This window comes from Pseudoalteromonas arabiensis (genome assembly GCF_001550155.1).
GTDB lineage: Bacteria > Pseudomonadota > Gammaproteobacteria > Enterobacterales > Alteromonadaceae > Pseudoalteromonas > Pseudoalteromonas arabiensis.
Genome location: NZ_LRUF01000005.1, coordinates 17,568 through 35,485, shown reverse-complemented (window position 1 = coordinate 35,485; position 17,918 = coordinate 17,568). Strand labels below are relative to the sequence as shown.

Here is a 17,918-nt window from a genome sequence, read left to right as displayed (position 1 = left end):
TTATTTAAAATAAAGTTATTCGTCAACCAGTTGTTCACTGCGATAAAAACCGCTGTTTTGTGCAAGTAATTCTACTAACTCAGGCAAGATAGCGTCCATGGTTTGCTTTAATTTCCAAGGCGGGTTAATGACTATCATACCAGAGGCCGTCATACCATGAACCTCAGTATCAGCCTCCGTTGCTAATTCAAATAACTGAATATTGCGCACACCAGAATCAATTAAACCAGCTTCCATTCTATCGATACGTTCACGGTCAACAACTGGATACCAAATCATATACGTACCCGTTGCAAAACGTTTATAAGCCTTAATAATAGTATTAACAACCGTGTCGTAGTCAGCTTTAATTTCGTACGGTGGATCAATTAATACACAAGCACGACGTGACGCAGGAGGCAATAAGCCCACAAGCCCTTGAAAACCGTTCTCGCCACGTACCCGAATAGAACGCTTACCTTGCATATTATTTTGCAATAGTTCTAAATCACGTGGATGTAACTCAAAGAACCAGCCTTTATCTTGGCGACGTAAGAAGTGTTCAGCTATTTTTGGTGAGCCTGGGTAGAAATCTAAATCCCCCTGTTGATTAAACGACTTAATTAGTTCGATATACTCATTAAGTGCGCTATGCTCACTGCGATGTTGCCAAAGTTTAGCGATGCCTTCTAAGTACTCTTGTGTTTTTTGTGCATCACTTCCTGCAAGTTCAAAAAAGCCAGCCCCAGAATGCGTATCAATATAATCAAGTGGCTTGTCTTTGATTGTTTGATATTTAAGAACTTCCGCTAAAACTAGATGTTTAACTACATCAGCAGGGTTTCCTGCATGAAAAGAGTGTCGGTAACTAAGCATATTTATAAGTCGCCAAATACGAATGTGCGCAAAAAATAGATGACCTCATTGTACACGATAAACCGATAATGATCCTAAATACTCAGCACTGAGTGAACCATAAATGAATAAAAATGCCCCGAGACTGAATTGAAGCTTAACTTTTAATAAAAATGCGCTAAAACAGGCGTAAATGCTGGCATATCGATACAGTTTCCTTTACATTTGCATGACAATAATCACAGTTTTATGAGCGCATTTATGAATAACGAAACTCTTTCCCAACTCGAACAACTGATCGACAAACTAATTAACCGAAATAGCGAACTTGAAAGCGAAGTTAAAAGCTTAAAAGAGCAAACCGCCAAGTTACTTGATGAAAACGAAACACTACAACTTGAAGTACTTGAAAGTGAAGAAAAGCAAAAGGATGCCAGCAGCACATTAACAGGCTTACTTGAAAAACTACAAAGCGCTAATCAGGCTAGCTAATGGCCACTCCACAAAGTCAGCGTGTCGCCGTCGAGCTGCTTGGCAAAGAGCATGAGTTTTCTTGTCCTGAAGGGCAGGAAAAAGCGCTCGTTGGTGCAGCTCAACATTTAAATGACTTAGTGGAACAAATGAAGCAACGCTCTGCTGTTCGAAACGAACAAAAAGCCTTATTAATGGCCGCGTTGCACTTGAGTCATGAGTTGCTCGAAGTCAAATCGCAACAAGCAAAACAAGAGCAACAGCATGACTCATTAATCGATAAGCTAAGCCAACATTTAGATCCTTAAAAAAGCGCATTTCGCGCTTTTTTTGTTTACACTCTCCATTCGAATAATAAACGAGCGAATTAACAATGCGTACGAGTGCTTTTCTAAAAGGAATTATAACGGCTTTATTTTCTGCCTGTTTTACCGTGAATGCCCATGTTACTTGGCATTCCATTACACCAGAAATTCAATTTTTAAAGCAACAAGCTAAGCTACGCTTTTACGATTCGAACCAAGTTCTTATCGAAGGAAAAGAGTGTGCATTAATGTTCGATGCCAGTGGCGACTTTGCAGCCGTGGAGCAACTAGCCAGCACTCTAAAGCAGCGTTTGAAAACACCTTTATGTTATCTGGTTGGCAGCCATTATCATGACGACCACCTCCTTGGCATGGCCGTACTACAAGCACAATTCCCCACAGCAAAGCTCATAGTTCATCAACAGGTTGCAGAAAACTTTGCACATGTACAACGTGCCTTTACTGATAAGCTTGATAGCTATGAAAAAAGTATTGAGCTTAGCTACCAGCGCCTTGCCACCCTGCCCAAGGAACAACAACACACATGGCGAGAAAAGTTAACGCTTGCGAAACAACGTTTGTTACGCTGGCGTGAGTTATCGCTTAAAGAGCCCGGACTTATCATCGCTGAACAAACCAAGCTTGACCTAGGCAATTACCCAATTATCATTGAGCCCTATCACGCGCACACATATGGTGATTTAACCTTACTTGCTGATAATGGCCAAATCTTATTGGGTGGCGATATGGTTGATAGCCTGCCTTATCCAGGTCATGGACAACTAACACCGTGGCTTAACGCACTCACACAGCTTGCGCAAAGTAAAACCATCACAACCATTTTACCTGGCCATGGCGAAAAGCTCACACCCGCGATGCTTGCAAAACCAATTGCATTTTTAAGTACGATTGAAGAGCAGGTAAAAGCTCAGCCGAATGCCCCCGTAGAAGAGTTAATAACAACATTCCCTATAACCATAAAACAAAGCTATCAGAGCGACGAAATTGGCGAACGTGCATTTAATATGTTTCTTGAGGCTGGACTAAAGCAGGCTAAAACTTCAAAATAGCGCTAAAATAATAAAGGGATTTTATTATATGGCTCTATTACGTTTGAAATATTTTCTATTGCTATGCATATTTATTAGTTTACAAGGATGCCAAACCACTAAGAAAGAATCGCAACAAAATCAAGATGATCAGCCAAAGATCTTTAACCACTTTGAGCCTAACTTAAGCTATCAAGAAAAAACCAGTGAGCAATTAGATGTATCACCCACCGCTGCGCTACCGTCATCCAAAGTAAGTATTCCAGCCTCTGAGCCAACTTCTGATGACTTATGGCAACATATAGCAAATAATCTCTCTTTGGTTTTTCAAACCAATAAACAGACTACTGCACGTGTAAAGTGGTATTTAAAACAGCCTGAGTATCTCGAAACAGTGAATCGTAGAGCCGCTCCTTATCTTTATCACATTGTTAAACGTGTCGAAAAGCAAAACCTCCCTATGGAGCTTGCACTGTTACCCTTTGTTGAAAGTGATTTTAGACCCACAGTTCGCTCCTCAGAACATGCGGTGGGAATATGGCAATTGGTAGGCGCAACGGCCTATCATTTCGGTGTGCAAAGCGACCAATGGTATGATGGTCGTCAAGATATTTTAGCTTCAACCGATGCTGCACTCACTTACTTAAGCTACCTACACAAGCGCTTTAATGGTAATTGGCTTCATGCATTAGCAGCCTATAACAGTGGTGAGGGTCGAGTAAAGAAAGCCATTAAAGACAATAAAAAACGAGGAAAAAAAACCGATTACTGGTCGCTCTCATTACCAAAAGAAACCGCAGATTATATACCCAAATTATTAGCCCTCAGCTACTTAGTGAGGCATCCTGAAAAAGGCTTTAAGCGCCCAAAATTGGTCAATAAACCACTGACTACTGAATTTAATGTTGGCCAACAATTTGAGTTTTCTGTGATTGCAAACCTATCTGGAATCGGCCGCAGTCAATTGCACAAACTTAACCCTGGTTACTTAAAAAACCAAAGTTCGCCTAATGGCCCACATACTTTATTACTCCCAATGGAGCAACAAACCATACTACAGAGCAAACTATTCCGTAATAACTTTGCAGGCCAATACACAGTACAAAAAGACGATACTTTATACAGTATTGCACGGCGCTTTAGCATGTCAGTCGAGGCGCTGAAAAAATTAAATAATAAAGCCTCAAACCTCATAAAGGTTGGTGAACAGCTCCACTTAAATAAACCACAGACAATACAGAAGTCCTTGTTGGTCGATTATAAAATTAGCCCTTATCTAGAGCAAAACGAACCAACAATTCCCACTGTTGCAGTTGATTACCAAGTCAAACCCGGTGACTCTATTTGGCGCATTAGCCGGCTCTATGATGTCCCCCACAAGGATGTCGCGATGTGGAATAAGTTAAATGCAACAAGCGTATTAAAACCAGGTACGATTTTGACATTACATTTGCCACAAGCCGAGCCCACAAAACATAATGCACCAGCGAGCGAGACGATACTGTCGGGTATCGAAAGCTCTTTAAAAAAGCCTTGATTGCTCAGCTAAAGCGGTTAGCGTAAAATCGGCATTTATATTTAAATTCTAAAGAGTAAAAACATGCAAATCAGCAAAGACTCAGCGGTTGAGTTTCACTACACATTAAGTGAAGCAGGCGAGCAAATCGAATCAAGTAAAGATGGCGAGCCGCTTTCATATATCCATGGTACTGAGGGCATGCTTCCAGGTCTTGAAAAAGCCCTTGAAGGTAAAGTAGCTGGTGATAACTTTAGCGTAACACTTGAGCCCAGCGAATCTTACGGTGAACGCGTTGATAACCTAATCCAACGCATCCCACTTAAGCACTTACAAGGCAACACAAAAGTCTGGAAGCCGGGTATGACAGCAATAGTGCATTCAAACCAAGGTCGCCACCAAGTGACTATCGTGAAAGTAGGTCGCTTCAATGCAGATTGTGACTTAAACCACCCATTTGCTGGCAAAACACTGACATTTGATGTTGAAGTGATCAATGTTCGCCAAGCAACAGCCGGCGAGTTATCACACGGCCATGTGCACGGCGAAGGCGGTTGTGGCCACAGCCACTAAGGATAAATGATGACAAACGTTGCAATTGTCACTGGTGGCAGTAAAGGCATAGGCAAAGCGGTTGTTGAGCGTTTAGAGCGCGAAGCATACACAGTTTACAACTTAGATATCACGCCATCTGAGGGCAACTATCGCCACTGTGATGTCAGTGATGCTGTGCAAGTTAAATCTGTGATTAACGAAATAATTGCAGAAACAGGCCGAGTTGATGCGTTAATATCAAACGCAGGTCGCCATTTAAGTGCCAACATTGAAAACACCGATGAAGCAACGTTTGACGCCCTGTTTGCGCTCAATGTGAAAGGTGCCTATGCTGCAATTCAAGCTGTGTTACCTAGCATGAAAAGCCAACAAGGGGGCTGCATCGTATTGGTTGCCTCTGATCAGGCGATTATCGGCAAACCAAACTCATTTGCTTATAATTTAACAAAACATGCGCTTGCATCAATGGCAAAAACCACTGCGCTGGATTATGCCGCGTTTAATATTCGCGCGAATGCAGTGTGCCCAGGCACCATTGAAACCCCATTATTTCATAACGCGATTGATGCTTACTGCCAAAGAAGCGGTGCTAGTAAAGCTGATATTGTTGCCGAAGAAGCTGCATTGCAACCTTTAAACCGTTTAGGGCAGCCTGAAGAAATAGCTGCTTTGATAAACTTTTTGATAAGCCCAGAAGCCAGCTTTATCACCGGTAGCTTGCAAAGTATTGATGGTGGATACACCACGCAATGAGCGACAAAATTATTGACCCTCATATACACTTTTTTAACCTCAACGAGGGTCAATACATTTGGCTACAAGGCGAGCATCCCCCTGCCTGGCCTAACCTTACACAGATAAAAGCACCTGTTAGTGTAGAGCAACTGCAATCAGCCTGTTCATTTGAGCTAGAAGCGCTTGTACATATTGAAGCAGGCTTTGACAATCAAGCGCCAATAAAGGAGCTTAATTGGCTTGCAACACATTTAAAAGATTTTGCTTATAAAGCCATTAGCTATAGTCAGATTGATGCCCCTAATAGCCAGTTTATAAACGCAATGACTGAGCTTAGGCAACCAACGCTTGTTGGTATTCGTGATATTACCGAAGGTGATGATGCGACGCGATTATGTGCACCAAACAGCCTTGAAAATCTTGCCTATCTAGCCGCCGAAAACTTACTGTTTGAAACCCAATTTGAAATTGAAAACCATGCAGTAACCGAACAGCTCATTACATACTGCCATGCTCTTCCTTCATTACGTGTAGTGATTAATCACTTAGGTTTTATCAAAAACCCAGAGCACTGGTTAAAGGCAATCACTAAATTAAGCCGCTGCAATAATATTGCTATTAAATTTTCAGGACTAGAATTTAGCTCATTGAGTAAAGACACGCATCGATGGCTTCTTAAGAATTTACTAAATCACTTTGGTGAGCAACGTATTATGTTTGCCAGTAATTTCCCTGTTTGCCAAATCGAGGTAGACTACAGCAGTTGTTGGCTGCACTATTTTTCATTGTGTGATACGCATCATATTTGGCAACAGCTGAGCAACAAAAATAGCCGTTATATCTATCAAATTAGTTAAAGACTAACTATACATAAAGGAAGTCTTGCTCGTTAGGAGCCCCTATGAAATTGCAACTTAGCTGTTTTGTTTTATCCTTTGCCCTCTATAGCTGTAGTCATCAAACACAGCAGCCCACTCCAAAACTCCAACATGCACAGCTTACAGAACCACAAAGTGAGCTCATAGCACAGGGAATCTCCCGACTTATGCACAGTAAGCCAATCATCCTCGATAAAGATGCTTTTTTAAACAACAGTGTGCTGGTAATAGGTAATATGAAAGGGCATGAATCACAAGATAAAGGGTTTAATAACATGCCTGACAGCTTTGAGCTGCTAATTAAAGATAAGCAATGTTTTATCCGGCATTTAGATAGTAAAGCTACCGAGCTACTACCACAGGTAAAATGTAAAGAAATCGATTGATATTTAATAAAAAACCAACCATGTAATAATCTGTAATAACAACCTAAAACAGATCTATCTATTCTTTTCCTTGCACAAACAGGCAATAAGCTAATTAACTTTCAGAATTTCATTTGCTTATTACCACCTTTAAAATTTAGCAAGGAGAATTTTACCATGTGTAACGGTGATAAAAACAATAGCCTAGTGCCGGACCTAACCCAAGATCATTCAGTTAGTCTAGCAACAAGCGAAGCGGCATCTAATCAACCTCTTGAGTTTCATCCATCGACTTTAGCCGCACAGATTTCAGCATGTGTTGGTGCAAGCTATGAAAATGGCAAAATTTGCGTAAACTTTCCAATAGTCGGCAATATTTGCTTTTCAGTCAGTTTGCCCATTCCAAGCGGTACATCGGTTAAAGTATGTATGCAAACGTGTGGTTTCCGCATAGGTGTTCCACCTTTTAATGGTATTAAAGCTACGGTATACGCAAACAACAGTCCGTTATGGACTGGCACGATTTGGGGTTCTTGCTAGATAGCCTATAGTAATAGCTGCTTATCAAATAAATAAGCAGCTCTTCAATTTCAAAACAGGACTTTATATCATGAATGATCTCAGCTTTTTTGTTATTCCCAATGACCATGGCCAATGGGAGCTCACTTCTCAGTCTGGAGCAAGTGCAGAAGAAATTAAAGTAAATTACAAAGATCTTATTGCAGGTGGTAGTCTGAATCTCTATTTCGAACTTGCAAACAAATCAGAGTGGGCTTTTGCCGAAAACGGTAGCTATTTTTCAGATGCTAAAGACAACTTCAATTATCAACTCAATAGTATTGTTGCCAACGATGGAAAATCACTAATTGTCACAATATCCAGTATTTTACCGCATCACGCTTTATCAACCGAATTGAGTAAACAATTAGCTGATAATCCAAAAAAAGCGGTATCAGGCAAGTTAGATCAAGGTGCAAATTATGAAATTAATTTTCGATTAATTGCGAAAAAGAGCACTGACGCTAACTCTCTTATGCGTTATTTTTCACAAGATCCACGGGTTATAATTGAAGATATGGAGCCAACCCTTTAAAACACCAACGCAGAGCTTACTCTGCGTTATTTTTTACAGAACATAAAAAGTAATAATGCTCTTTGCCGATTAAGCTCATTAACTTACTTTCAGAACATAACCCCTTAAACCAAGGTAGACGGTAAAAAACTGGACTCCATCCCAAATTTATACTTTGTTCTACCGACGCGAGTGCTGAGTATTTTTCATTCAATAAGCTTTGCAGCATTGCTTTGATAAAATATGCCTCGGCCAAATTTGGCTGAGCAGCTAACAACTGCTCAACCTGATTCATCGCTTGTTGATTCCTATTTAGGTGAATCAACACTTGCGCTTTTTCAAGCTGGTCTGCAACGTTTTTCGACGAGGAGCCAAGCTGATCGCTAATTTTTAAGTATAAGCTTTCAGCCTCTGTAAAGCGGCCTTGCAAATAAAGTAAATCAGCATAATTAAGTTGTAAGGTGGTTGTTTTGGTATCTAACATCATGGCTTTTTCAGCAAGGTTTAATGCATTTACAAGCTCACCTTGTAAAGAAAGAACAATTGAATAATTACTATAAATAGAGGCACTTTGCTGTCCCGAATCGATCAGTTTTTGATAATTATCCTCTGCCGCCGTCAAGTCGCCTGATAACAAAGATACATCCGCGACTGTTTTAAGCGTTACAACATCATCAGGGTTATAACTTAATACTTCCTTTAAATATTTTAATGCGTCAGCACGTTTCCCCAAGGTAAGGTACGCGATTGCAAGGTTTCTGGTGGCCAATAAAGTGGGTCTAATTTTATATGCCATCTTCGCGTGCTTTAAAGACTCTTCTAGGCGGCCTGTACGCTTAAAATAAATAGCCAAAATAATTTCTCTCTGGTATTCCTCTAAAGATGAGCTTTGAATTCTGCTAATAATTTTTTCAGCTTTAAGGTGCTCTCCCGTATACTGGTATATTTCAAGTAGATCAACTAAATAAGCAGGGCTTTCACGGTATGAAGTTGGCGATCGTTCAAGTTGAAATTGTAACTTTGTTATGAGCTCTACATTTTTTGACGATTTATAAAGGCGTAAAACTATTTTTCGATATAAAGGATACAAAGGCTTAAAATCAGGCTCTTGCAACAACAAAGACTCAGCCATGGCGCGTTGCTTTTGACTGCTACCTAAATCATTCGCAGTCAGAGCAACTAACGACACATACTGCCTAATAAACTCATCTGACAATAACAGCTCTCTGTTCGAAAGAATACTTGGAGTAAGCAAGCTTTGTATCGAGGATAAAGTTGAGTTATAAATATTTAGATAGTTTTCTTTATCTGTTGCACTTCGTGTTGTGCCTATCATTGTGGCGTTTTTATCTAGTTCGTTTAGTGTGAAATCACACGATAAACGGTTGCAGTCTAATAAAGGTATTAATAGTTTGGTAGCTCCCAGAGCGGCAGCTAAATCATTTAGGCCTGCTTCTTTACCAAGTATTAATTGTGCTTGTTTAACTTCCCTGCTCGCAATTAAAGCAAGCTTGCGATCAGCAAGTACATATTCGGTTATTGCATCCTTGACGCCAAGACTGAGCAAGCGTTTTTGTGCATCCGTAACTTGGCTATTTGCTATAAATTCTACGGGTAATAAAGCTATTCTCTCTATCGGTTTAGATGCATACCAGAACCAACTCCCCCCGCTTAATAGCAAAAAAAGAATCACAACAAGAAGTAATCTTCTATTGAAAAAAGTTTTGCTTAGGTTGTTATTATTTTTGTAACTTGTAACATCTACGGTCACGCTTTCGAAGCTAAGCGAGGCTAAAACGTCTCTAAACTGAGATGCTACGGCGCGAGCGCTTTCAGGGCGTTTATCCACTTTAAATGCTAATAACTGTTTTAGTAAAGGTACTAAATCAGCAGATAACTCTTTGATAGGTTTATAATTTGCGCAACAAGGAAATGATTTGATTTGTTTTGCTAAATCTTGCGCTGTACTGCTTGAGGCTTGTTTTGAATAAGCATGATAGCCCGTTAATAACTGATAAGCGATTAACCCCAATGAAAATAAATCACTTCGAAAGTCAACAGCTTGATTATTCAATTGCTCAGGCGACATGGCGTTTAAACTGCCATAATCATTGACTATATCAGTTGCTTCTACCCCTTTGATTTTTGAGATACCGAAATCAGTTATTTTAACTGTACCTTCATCACTTACTAGCACATTAGCCGGTTTCAAATCGAGATGTAATATGCCTTTATCATGAATTGCAGCTAAACCATCACTAATATGAATGAGTATTTCTAGCTTTTCAGTCAGTGTAAGCCTCTGCTCTTTCATTACATGAGCTAACGTATTCCCTTTAACATACTCCATTTCTAATAAAACTTGTTGATCGCGATGAATGATTTTATAAAGCTGCACTATATTTGGATGATTAAAGCTCGCTATTAATTTTGCTTCACTAATGGCTCGCTCAGTAGTGTCTCCAGCTAATTTCATTACCTTGAGTACGACTTGCCTATTCAGCTCTCGATCAGTTGCAAGGTATATCGTACTCATCCCTCCTTGCGCCAAGACTTGTATATTTTTATAGTAATCCTCTATCACAAACTACTCGATCCATCACATATAAATAATTAGTTTAGTATTCAATGTTAATTAAATGCAAAATTAATGTACACACTATGATAGAGTTATATTTTTATTCAAGGACTAAAAGAGAGCTATATGGCTATACTGGCTAGTTTAAACTCAGATGTGAGCTTTTATCTGCGCGACTTTCATCGTTTTGGTCGACTAGCCCACTCTGTTGACACATTATTAAACTACCCAGAAGTGACACGTATTCATGCTGTAATAGAATGGGTCGAACCACACTGGTATATTCGTGATCTAAGCAAAAATGGTATTTGGCTAAACGGGAAACGGCTTGATAAACAAATCAACTCCCCATTAGCCCTAAATGATCGCCTAAGCTTTTCAGAAATAAATAACTTAGATTACCAATTAACTTCTATCGATCCACCCAGAGATCTTTTACTACCTATCAATGGCACAAATACACATTGTATTTTGCTTGAACGTTATCATTTTTTACCCGATAGCCAACATCCAACAGCCGTTATTTTTTACGATCCTGATAGGCTCTCTTGGTGCTACGAAAACACAGAAACTCACCAATTAGTTACTTTAGAAGATGGTCATCAAATAACAATAGGAGAGCAGCTGTGGCAGTTTTTTCAAGCTGAAATGACATCACAAGAAAATACACTGAATTTAAGCCCCACACCTATTAATGACCTTCAATTTATATTCAATTTGAGCCTAGATGAAGAGCAAACCGAACTCAAAATAAGACAACACAACACATTAATTGACCTAGATGTTCGCTCTCATCACTACCTCACCGTGCTGCTGGCTCGCAATAAACTGGCCGATATTAAAAATAAATTTGAGAAAGATGTACAGGGCTGGGTACAAGTTAAGAAATTAGCACGCGATCTTGGTATTAATGAATGCCATGTCAATATTCAGATCCACCGTGCGCGAAAACAGTTTATGGAATCTTTCAATAATACACTCTCTGCTGATGTTTTGATTGAACGTAAACGAGGTAAGGTTCGTTTTGGAGGGAAGTGTTTTACAATTGTAAAGGGGCCGAATTGCGAATCAACAGAGCCTACAAATTAAGAAATGGCTGTGGCAACGAGCAGAGCTACAGCCATTCATTGGTCGATTACTGCGCTATTATTTGTAGCGAACAGTTGTAGCTTACAGCTTTATTTATCAATGACTTAAATTCAAGGCTAAATGCCACAAGCGACTCTTCCGTAGGGTAACAAGCAATACACTTATCAAGCTCTTCTGTAAGCTGGTTAAGCATACTTACTCGTATCGGATTTTCGGCCTCTACGCCATATTGATGCTTCCAAAACCGCTGTAGTACAGGAGCATCATCTAACGTCATTATATACTCATAACCATCATGCCAAAGTTCATCTGTCAAAGAACATTGAAATTCAGGCTCATCGAGACTTAATTTTGTAGATGATAGAACGACCTTTCTCATAAGTATCTATTCCCAAATTGACATTAAGAACAGTTTCCTGGTGCACCATTTAATTCAGGGAACTGAGTAACAACCTCTCCATTTGGCTTAATTATCAAGCGGGCGCACTTCTCTTGTTGAGTACCAACAACTATCCCTAAGTTAGCATCATACCTAATACGAGCATCAGGCTGTACTGTTCGTGATTTATTAGTTGCATTTTGCACTTGTTCGCAAAATTTTTGCGCATCTTGTATTGTTGCACAGTACTGAGGCAAAAATTGACTGGCTTGTACACCAAAAGTGCAATGCCTTTGTTGAATATGAGCAAAAGATTGTGCTGTTACATCACATTTTGGGTCTGCAGCCGCCTGAGTCGCAGAAATAAATAGGCAACTGATAAAGCTGCAATAGATAACCGAATTAATTAATTTCATTACTGTCTCCTTTGTAATCTAAATTGATAGGAAGTCACTCTTCCTTTCTCAATCTAGATACTAGGGAGAAATAATCCATAACAGATTATTACACAGCACAGGTAATACCCCGATTAACGGGGCATTACCTAAACGCTTTTACTTTATCTCAACACGCTGTGAGCGCATAACAACTTCATCATTTAGCTCAATACCGATCCCTGGCTCTTCTGATACTTGGAAGAAACCATTTTTAGGTTGTGGATCTTGAATACATAGCTCACGGTTCCACTTTTTAATCGCATAGGTGTGATGTTCGTGAATTAAAAAGTTAGGAATAGCGGTTTCTAGGTGTAACGAAGCAGCTGTTGCTACTGGGCCGCCACACACGTGAGCTTGAATACGCACATCGAAGATATCTGCATAATCACACACTTTTTTAGTTTCAGTAAAACCACCACACAGGCCTAAGTCTGGCTGTAATACATCAATACTTTGATCTTCTAAGTAAGGGCGCACACCCCAGCGGTTATACAAACGTTCACCACCTGCAATTGGCACCGCTACTTTATCAGCAACTTTTGCATGTAATGAATGATTTAAGTAGTTCACTGGCTCTTCGTAATACATACAATCGAACTCTTCAGCAATTTCACCAATTTGAATTGCTGATGTTGCGCCAGGTAAGCTGTGACACTCAAAAATAATGTCAACTTCATCACCTACCGCTTCACGAATAGCTTGCATACGCGCGCGATATAGCTTCATTTCTGCGCGAGAAATAATGTTAGTGCGATCGTAATAAGTATTGCCGTTTTTATCGTACTGGATTGGGTCAACTTTTACCGCATCATACCCTTCAGCCATGGCTTTTAGTGCTGCTTCTGCGTATTCCTGTGGGTGAACAAGTGCTTTGAATTCACTATCCCAGTCAAATTGCAGTTGTGAAGCGTAAGTACGCAGTTTGTCGTTAACTTTACCACCTAGTAACTGGTAAACAGGTAAACCAAGCGCTTTACCCTTAATATCCCAAAGTGCGGTATCAATGGCACTCATTGCTGCATACACAACAGGCCCACCACCTAAACCCCAAAAGCTTTCGCGTAGCATTCGTGACCATAGTTTTTCTGTTTGAAATGGGTCATGACCAATTAAAAAGGCATCGGCCATTTCTTTGATCATTGCCGCAGCGGCACTATGACCTAAATCATAAGCCAGACCCGCTTCACCCACACCGCTAATACCTTCATCGGTGTGAATACGCACAAAAACAGGTGTCCAAGCAGGTCTGTCTGGACAATGAATATCGAACACTTCGACGCGATTAACTTTCATGGTTACTCCTTACTGAGCAAAACGAGGATCAAGACGATAAGCTTTTCGCAGCATTGCCGGCCAGGCTAGCTGCCCACCGGTGCTGCCGCTGTGCACGACATTCGCTTGATTATAAATATTATCGATAATAGGTTGTGGTACTGGAATTGCCGCTTGACCACTGGCTTGAATCGCCAATTGAATTTCGCAGGCACGCTGTAAATCATAAAAACGCATAAACGCATCACCGACTGTTGGGCCAACAGTTAAGCCGCCGTGGTTCACCAATAGCATGTGATTGGTGGTGCCTAAATCATCTTGCAAGCGCTTTTTCTCGTCACTGTTTACCGCTAAGCCTTCGTAGCCATGATAAGACAATGATGGTAATGAAAACATTGAATACTGACTTAGTGGCAACAGGCCTTTTTCTTGGGTTGCCACAGCAATGGTCTCTTTTGTGTGTAGATGAATAACGCAGTGAGCATCATCACGTACTTCGTGAATAGCGCTGTGGATGGTAAAACCTGCTGGGTTAATCTTAAACGGCGTATCATCAAGAATATTACCGGCTAAATCAACCTTAACAAGATTGGATGCTGTCACTTCATCAAAACTTAAACCAAAAGCATTGACTAAGTAATGATCTGTACCTGGTAAACGTGCCGAAAGGTGAGTGTAAATGAGATCACCCCAACGAAAGTGTTCCACCAAGCGGTAACATGCCGCTAAATCGACACGTAGCTGCCATTCCTGCTCTGATACTTTATTTTTTAAATCGAGTTTTGGTAAATCAAACATGGAAAACCTTGTTAATGTGACACGCACAAATAGATGTATAGAAGTCTAAATAACTATTTGGTGATAATCAATAGCTGATACAAAAAGGCCACATCAGTTGATGTGGCCTTTAATAACTTAAAAACGAAGATTATTTAACTTGCGATAAGTAGTCTGCGATTGCTGACATTTCTTCTTCAGATACATTTGCAACCATTGCTTTCATCGCTGCAGCCATACCATTACTACGCGCACCAGACTTGATGTCTTTCATTTGCGCAAGTAAATACTCTTTATTTTGGCCATTTAGTTTAGGGTATTGCGGCATAATTGGTGCTTTACCTTCTGCACCATGGCAAGTTTGGCAAAGTTTTGCTGTGTAAAGCGTAGCACCGTCAGCGGCCATTGAGTTAAACGATAAGCTAGCTGCCATTGCTAAGCTTGCCCCACATAGTATTTTAGTTATCTTGCTCATTGTATCTTCTCTTAGTGATGGGTTAGAAAACATTTTCTTTAGTGTAGACCATGATTTAGGAATATTGCACCCGAAAAAACACATAATTGTTACCGCAACTTAAACACCCTATACAGTAACTGTATTTACCAGATTAAATCATCAGGTACTTCGAAATCAGCATAAGGATCATCTTCATCCTTTTGCTTATCTTCTGGTTCAACATGGAACACTATATATTCTTCGCTGACTTCAGCGACTTTTCGTGCTGGTTCATCTTCCAGTACAAAAAACTGACCTTCTAAAACACAAATCGCGAGGCGACCACCAGCAAGGGCTTTTTGTGTTTTTTCATTTACGTCCAACTCTTTCACTTTGTTTTGGTACGTAAAGTTGAAAGTACGATCACCACGGATTTCATCTTGGTTGTGGTGCTCTAAAATTTGTTTAACACGTGCAACTTGCTCACGCTGCTTCTGCTCTTCTAAACGCGCTTTATTTAACTCATCTGCTTTTTTCTGCTGTTCAAGCTTGGTTTGCTCAATGTGCTTTTGTAAATCGCTGGGGTTACTCGTTGCGCCTTTCTTTTTTTTCTTTTGCTGTTTGCGCTTTTCAGTTTTAGCTACCTTAGCTTTGTGCGACGTAGTAAGCCCTGCCTTAAGTAATTGATCTTGTAATGAACCCATAACGAAATTCCAATAATAAAATGCCTAATTAAGGCTATTTTAATCAGCTATGCAAACAAATAACAGTATTGACTCAACTTGATTCCATGATATCTATTTTAACGCCCTGAGATTAACACGCGATGAAATCATGACATATTGATTTAACGCAATATTTATTATTTTAATCGCCTTTTAACTTGTAAAAAAAGTGATACCCGATAAGCTTGTGCTTTATCTTTAGGGAGCTAAAAATGCAGCTGCGACATTTGTTACTTTGCTCTGTATTTATTTTCTTTGTTTTATACGCCCCACAACCCTTACTCGGATTATTTGCCAGCCATTTTTCTGTATCACCTGCCGCTGCTGGCAGTTTAATGACTGCGACTATGCTGCCGTTAGCCATTGCACCTTTAGTGTATGGCTTGTTTTTAGCTAAACGAAACCCTTTAACAATCTTAAAGTTTGCCATGTTTATTCTGGCCATAAGCTGCATTGCATTTACCTACGTGCCAAGCTTTAAGCTACTACTATTAGTACGTTTTATTCAAGGCATTACTCTACCTGCAGCACTCACCGCCATGACAAGCTACATTGGTGTAACTTATCAAGCCGATGAGCTACAGCGTAATATGACGCTCTACATTGGCAGCACGATTGTCGGTGGTTACTTTGGTCGTATGCTTGCCGCTTTATTTACTGACTTTTTAAGCTGGCAAAGTTTTTACTATGTGATTGCGTTAGGATTAATCATATTTGCAATCGCCATTCCTAAAGCAAGCAAAGGTGCGAACATTCATGCAGCTAAATCGCCGCTATTGTATCTAAAACAATTAAAAGATCCGTTGGTATTAAAGCTCTACGGGGCGGTTTTTTGTATGTTTTTTTGCTTTGCGGCACTACTAAACTACCTACCCTTTATACTGCAAGACAGTTTTGCTATTACGAATACTCGAGATATTGGCCTTGTTTATAGCGGTTATTTGCTTGGTGCACTAGCATCTATAGCGACACCTTGGCTATTACGTAAATCATTAACACCTTGGCGTTTACTAACTTGGGTATTTGTATTCTATAGCCTGACGATGGTGCTATTAATGAGCCAACAATTGTTATTATTCTTTATTGCCTTTACTGGCTTTTGTGGTGCGATGTTTGTTATTCACTCAAGTGCAGCACCCTTGGTTAATAAAATTAGCAGTGCCCCTGCCAGTGTAACAAATGGTGGATATGTGTCTTTTTATTATAGTGGAGGCGCTTTAGGCTCTTTGCTGCCGGGTCTGGTATATCAGCAACACGGCCAAGTTGCCTTTATGACCGTGCTACTTTTAGTTTGCTTGGTAGGTTTAAGCTTAGTTTATTTAGCAGGTAAGAAAACAATTCGGGGTTGATGCCCAGTGCTTTCGAAAAATAATTCTAAATCATCTTTTTTCATTAGCCATGTCGCGGTATTTTCAAACGGATGGCAATGAAATAGTTCGTTAAACCACACTTCTTGATCGAGCCACAGTGTGACATTATTTTGTTTATCGTTTAAAAGTGCCAACATAGACACACAACCAGGCGGCACTTTTAAATAACGCGCTAATCGCTCATCAGATGCAAAGCCCAAACGAGAAAGCCCCTGCATCTGTGCTATTGCTTTTAAATCTAATTGTTTGTCATGCGCTGTGATCACTAAAAAATGGCGTTTACCTTCATTATCACGCAAAAATAGATTCTTTAATCGCGTGCCAGGTCTATTAACCATGAATTTGTCGGCATCTAAACTGCCATGTAATGGTGGGTGCTCAATCACATCAAAGTTAATATCTAACTGAGCTAATGCAGCGGCAAGCTTGGTTTTTTCTGCATACATTTACAAACAACGTCCTCGTAGTTGTACACTTAAGTCACGCCAAAGCACATCATCAATAATATGCTCATCGTTGCAATACTGTCGTGCCTTAAGTTCTTGGTTTAATAATTCAACGGCTTGATCTTCAAGCATCAGTTTTAAGCTGCTCGATTCTTCAAAGTACTCTTGCTCGGCAAAATCTTTAAACTGTCTACGCGTTAATGGCTTATCAAGGTTTAGTGGCTTCCTGCCTTGTGCTTTCACCGACACGACGTATGCAAAAATTTTGCTGCCTTGTTCATCATTTTTGCCGTAAAACTGTTTGTTATTAATTTCGAAAGGAGGCGCGTCGTCTTGACTGGCGCAAGCCGTTAGTAGAATAACCAAAAGCCATGCTATTTTTTTCATTATTGGATAAGCCTTGAACAGTATATGCTCATTAGTCTATCAAAAATAAAAGACTTAGGTAAAAATTCGATGATTTTTTAAAAAACACTTGACCAAATAAACAAAAATAATTAAAGTTCACCCCGCTTGAGACGCAAGACTTAAGCATCCTGTATTTTAGGAATGTGGGGCTATAGCTCAGCTGGGAGAGCGCCTGCCTTGCACGCAGGAGGTCAGCAGTTCGATCCTGCTTAGCTCCACCA

The 17,918-nt window shown here is 40.1% G+C and carries 22 protein-coding genes and 1 tRNA gene; 13 read left to right on the top strand and 10 right to left on the bottom strand.

Annotated features, from left to right (window positions below; genetic code table 11):
• Positions 1–15 precede the first annotated feature (15 nt).
• The gene (locus tag PAARA_RS00900; protein WP_062567202.1) at positions 16–855 is read right to left on the bottom strand and encodes a 23S rRNA (adenine(2030)-N(6))-methyltransferase RlmJ; all 840 of its coding nucleotides are present in this window, start codon (positions 853–855) and stop codon (positions 16–18) included.
• Positions 856–1,095: 240 nt separating this feature from the next.
• On the opposite strand from PAARA_RS00900, the gene PAARA_RS00895 reads away from it, so the two are divergent.
• From PAARA_RS00895 to PAARA_RS00850, 10 genes are all read left to right on the top strand, one after another.
• A complete protein-coding gene (locus tag PAARA_RS00895) occupies positions 1,096–1,326 on the top strand; it encodes a cell division protein ZapB (protein WP_062567201.1) in 231 nt (76 codons plus the stop codon).
• Entirely contained in the window at positions 1,326–1,613 is a 288-nt protein-coding gene (locus PAARA_RS00890; RefSeq protein ID WP_062567200.1) for a cell division protein ZapA, read from the top strand. The genes PAARA_RS00895 and PAARA_RS00890 overlap by 1 nt, the downstream gene beginning before the upstream one ends.
• A gap of 65 nt (positions 1,614–1,678) precedes the next feature.
• Positions 1,679–2,680, top strand: a complete 1,002-nt coding sequence (locus tag PAARA_RS00885) for an MBL fold metallo-hydrolase (protein WP_083515230.1) — start codon at positions 1,679–1,681, stop codon at positions 2,678–2,680.
• A 43-nt stretch (positions 2,681–2,723) separates the two neighbouring features.
• Positions 2,724–4,196, top strand: coding sequence for a transglycosylase SLT domain-containing protein (locus PAARA_RS00880; protein ID WP_062567431.1), 1,473 nt, complete (start codon positions 2,724–2,726; stop codon positions 4,194–4,196).
• 63 nt (positions 4,197–4,259) lie between these two features.
• Positions 4,260–4,748, top strand: a complete 489-nt coding sequence (locus PAARA_RS00875) for an FKBP-type peptidyl-prolyl cis-trans isomerase (RefSeq protein ID WP_062567199.1) — start codon at positions 4,260–4,262, stop codon at positions 4,746–4,748.
• Positions 4,749–4,757: 9 nt separating this feature from the next.
• On the top strand, positions 4,758–5,483 hold the full coding sequence (locus PAARA_RS00870; RefSeq protein ID WP_062567198.1) for an SDR family NAD(P)-dependent oxidoreductase: 726 nt from the start codon (positions 4,758–4,760) through the stop codon (positions 5,481–5,483).
• Positions 5,480–6,322 carry an amidohydrolase family protein gene (locus PAARA_RS00865; protein ID WP_062567197.1) on the top strand — a complete coding sequence of 281 codons (843 nt, stop codon included), beginning with the start codon at positions 5,480–5,482 and terminating at the stop codon, positions 6,320–6,322. Before PAARA_RS00870 ends, PAARA_RS00865 begins: the two co-directional genes overlap by 4 nt.
• A 44-nt stretch (positions 6,323–6,366) precedes the next feature.
• A complete protein-coding gene (locus tag PAARA_RS00860; protein ID WP_062567196.1) occupies positions 6,367–6,729 on the top strand; it encodes a hypothetical protein in 363 nt (120 codons plus the stop codon).
• A 156-nt stretch (positions 6,730–6,885) separates the two neighbouring features.
• On the top strand, positions 6,886–7,248 hold the full coding sequence (locus PAARA_RS00855) for a hypothetical protein (protein ID WP_062567195.1): 363 nt from the start codon (positions 6,886–6,888) through the stop codon (positions 7,246–7,248).
• A 70-nt stretch (positions 7,249–7,318) separates the two neighbouring features.
• On the top strand, positions 7,319–7,801 hold the full coding sequence (locus tag PAARA_RS00850) for a hypothetical protein (RefSeq protein WP_062567194.1): 483 nt from the start codon (positions 7,319–7,321) through the stop codon (positions 7,799–7,801).
• A gap of 16 nt (positions 7,802–7,817) precedes the next feature.
• Here PAARA_RS00850 and PAARA_RS00845 read toward each other — a convergent pair whose 3' ends face one another.
• Complete coding sequence (locus tag PAARA_RS00845; RefSeq protein WP_276325274.1) at positions 7,818–10,364, bottom strand: serine/threonine-protein kinase; 2,547 nt, start codon at positions 10,362–10,364, stop codon at positions 7,818–7,820.
• A gap of 120 nt (positions 10,365–10,484) precedes the next feature.
• On the opposite strand from PAARA_RS00845, the gene PAARA_RS00840 reads away from it, so the two are divergent.
• Positions 10,485–11,447: an FHA domain-containing protein gene (locus PAARA_RS00840; protein WP_062567192.1), complete on the top strand. Its 963-nt coding sequence runs from the start codon at positions 10,485–10,487 to the stop codon at positions 11,445–11,447.
• Positions 11,448–11,493: 46 nt separating this feature from the next.
• Here PAARA_RS00840 and PAARA_RS00835 read toward each other — a convergent pair whose 3' ends face one another.
• The 6 genes from PAARA_RS00835 to PAARA_RS00810 form a co-directional block, all read right to left on the bottom strand.
• The gene (locus PAARA_RS00835) at positions 11,494–11,826 is read right to left on the bottom strand and encodes a hypothetical protein (RefSeq protein ID WP_062567191.1); all 333 of its coding nucleotides are present in this window, start codon (positions 11,824–11,826) and stop codon (positions 11,494–11,496) included.
• A 23-nt stretch (positions 11,827–11,849) separates the two neighbouring features.
• The gene (locus PAARA_RS00830; protein ID WP_062567190.1) at positions 11,850–12,242 is read right to left on the bottom strand and encodes a hypothetical protein; all 393 of its coding nucleotides are present in this window, start codon (positions 12,240–12,242) and stop codon (positions 11,850–11,852) included.
• A gap of 138 nt (positions 12,243–12,380) precedes the next feature.
• The gene (locus PAARA_RS00825) at positions 12,381–13,556 is read right to left on the bottom strand and encodes a mandelate racemase/muconate lactonizing enzyme family protein (RefSeq protein ID WP_062567189.1); all 1,176 of its coding nucleotides are present in this window, start codon (positions 13,554–13,556) and stop codon (positions 12,381–12,383) included.
• A gap of 9 nt (positions 13,557–13,565) precedes the next feature.
• Entirely contained in the window at positions 13,566–14,333 is a 768-nt protein-coding gene (locus PAARA_RS00820) for a class II aldolase/adducin family protein (RefSeq protein ID WP_062567188.1), read from the bottom strand.
• 130 nt (positions 14,334–14,463) lie between these two features.
• Positions 14,464–14,787, bottom strand: coding sequence for a c-type cytochrome (locus PAARA_RS00815; RefSeq protein WP_062567187.1), 324 nt, complete (start codon positions 14,785–14,787; stop codon positions 14,464–14,466).
• Between the two features lie 125 nt (positions 14,788–14,912).
• Complete coding sequence (locus PAARA_RS00810; RefSeq protein WP_062567186.1) at positions 14,913–15,452, bottom strand: DUF2058 domain-containing protein; 540 nt, start codon at positions 15,450–15,452, stop codon at positions 14,913–14,915.
• Positions 15,453–15,685: 233 nt separating this feature from the next.
• Here PAARA_RS00810 and PAARA_RS00805 point away from each other — a divergent pair, with 233 nt between their 5' ends.
• Complete coding sequence (locus tag PAARA_RS00805) at positions 15,686–16,822, top strand: MFS transporter (protein ID WP_062567185.1); 1,137 nt, start codon at positions 15,686–15,688, stop codon at positions 16,820–16,822.
• Here PAARA_RS00805 and PAARA_RS00800 read toward each other — a convergent pair.
• Positions 16,789–17,289 (bottom strand): prolyl-tRNA synthetase associated domain-containing protein, encoded by a 501-nt coding sequence (locus PAARA_RS00800; RefSeq protein WP_062567184.1) that lies wholly within the window; start codon positions 17,287–17,289, stop codon positions 16,789–16,791. The two genes, PAARA_RS00805 and PAARA_RS00800, sit on opposite strands and share 34 nt — an antisense overlap.
• A complete protein-coding gene (locus PAARA_RS00795) occupies positions 17,290–17,676 on the bottom strand; it encodes a hypothetical protein (RefSeq protein WP_062567183.1) in 387 nt (128 codons plus the stop codon).
• Positions 17,677–17,842: 166 nt separating this feature from the next.
• On the opposite strand from PAARA_RS00795, the gene PAARA_RS00790 reads away from it, so the two are divergent.
• Positions 17,843–17,918 (top strand) — tRNA-Ala (locus PAARA_RS00790).

Coding starts and splice junctions, on each gene's coding strand:
- PAARA_RS00900 (WP_062567202.1), bottom strand. CDS start 855: ATGCTTAGTTACCGACACTCTTTTCATGCAGGAAACCCTGCTGATGTA.
- PAARA_RS00895 (WP_062567201.1), top strand. CDS start 1,096: ATGAATAACGAAACTCTTTCCCAACTCGAACAACTGATCGACAAACTA.
- PAARA_RS00890 (WP_062567200.1), top strand. CDS start 1,326: ATGGCCACTCCACAAAGTCAGCGTGTCGCCGTCGAGCTGCTTGGCAAA.
- PAARA_RS00885 (WP_083515230.1), top strand. CDS start 1,679: ATGCGTACGAGTGCTTTTCTAAAAGGAATTATAACGGCTTTATTTTCT.
- PAARA_RS00875 (WP_062567199.1), top strand. CDS start 4,260: ATGCAAATCAGCAAAGACTCAGCGGTTGAGTTTCACTACACATTAAGT.
- PAARA_RS00870 (WP_062567198.1), top strand. CDS start 4,758: ATGACAAACGTTGCAATTGTCACTGGTGGCAGTAAAGGCATAGGCAAA.
- PAARA_RS00865 (WP_062567197.1), top strand. CDS start 5,480: ATGAGCGACAAAATTATTGACCCTCATATACACTTTTTTAACCTCAAC.
- PAARA_RS00860 (WP_062567196.1), top strand. CDS start 6,367: ATGAAATTGCAACTTAGCTGTTTTGTTTTATCCTTTGCCCTCTATAGC.
- PAARA_RS00855 (WP_062567195.1), top strand. CDS start 6,886: ATGTGTAACGGTGATAAAAACAATAGCCTAGTGCCGGACCTAACCCAA.
- PAARA_RS00850 (WP_062567194.1), top strand. CDS start 7,319: ATGAATGATCTCAGCTTTTTTGTTATTCCCAATGACCATGGCCAATGG.
- PAARA_RS00840 (WP_062567192.1), top strand. CDS start 10,485: ATGGCTATACTGGCTAGTTTAAACTCAGATGTGAGCTTTTATCTGCGC.
- PAARA_RS00835 (WP_062567191.1), bottom strand. CDS start 11,826: ATGAGAAAGGTCGTTCTATCATCTACAAAATTAAGTCTCGATGAGCCT.
- PAARA_RS00830 (WP_062567190.1), bottom strand. CDS start 12,242: ATGAAATTAATTAATTCGGTTATCTATTGCAGCTTTATCAGTTGCCTA.
- PAARA_RS00825 (WP_062567189.1), bottom strand. CDS start 13,556: ATGAAAGTTAATCGCGTCGAAGTGTTCGATATTCATTGTCCAGACAGA.
- PAARA_RS00820 (WP_062567188.1), bottom strand. CDS start 14,333: ATGTTTGATTTACCAAAACTCGATTTAAAAAATAAAGTATCAGAGCAG.
- PAARA_RS00815 (WP_062567187.1), bottom strand. CDS start 14,787: ATGAGCAAGATAACTAAAATACTATGTGGGGCAAGCTTAGCAATGGCA.
- PAARA_RS00810 (WP_062567186.1), bottom strand. CDS start 15,452: ATGGGTTCATTACAAGATCAATTACTTAAGGCAGGGCTTACTACGTCG.
- PAARA_RS00805 (WP_062567185.1), top strand. CDS start 15,686: ATGCAGCTGCGACATTTGTTACTTTGCTCTGTATTTATTTTCTTTGTT.
- PAARA_RS00800 (WP_062567184.1), bottom strand. CDS start 17,289: ATGTATGCAGAAAAAACCAAGCTTGCCGCTGCATTAGCTCAGTTAGAT.
- PAARA_RS00795 (WP_062567183.1), bottom strand. CDS start 17,676: ATGAAAAAAATAGCATGGCTTTTGGTTATTCTACTAACGGCTTGCGCC.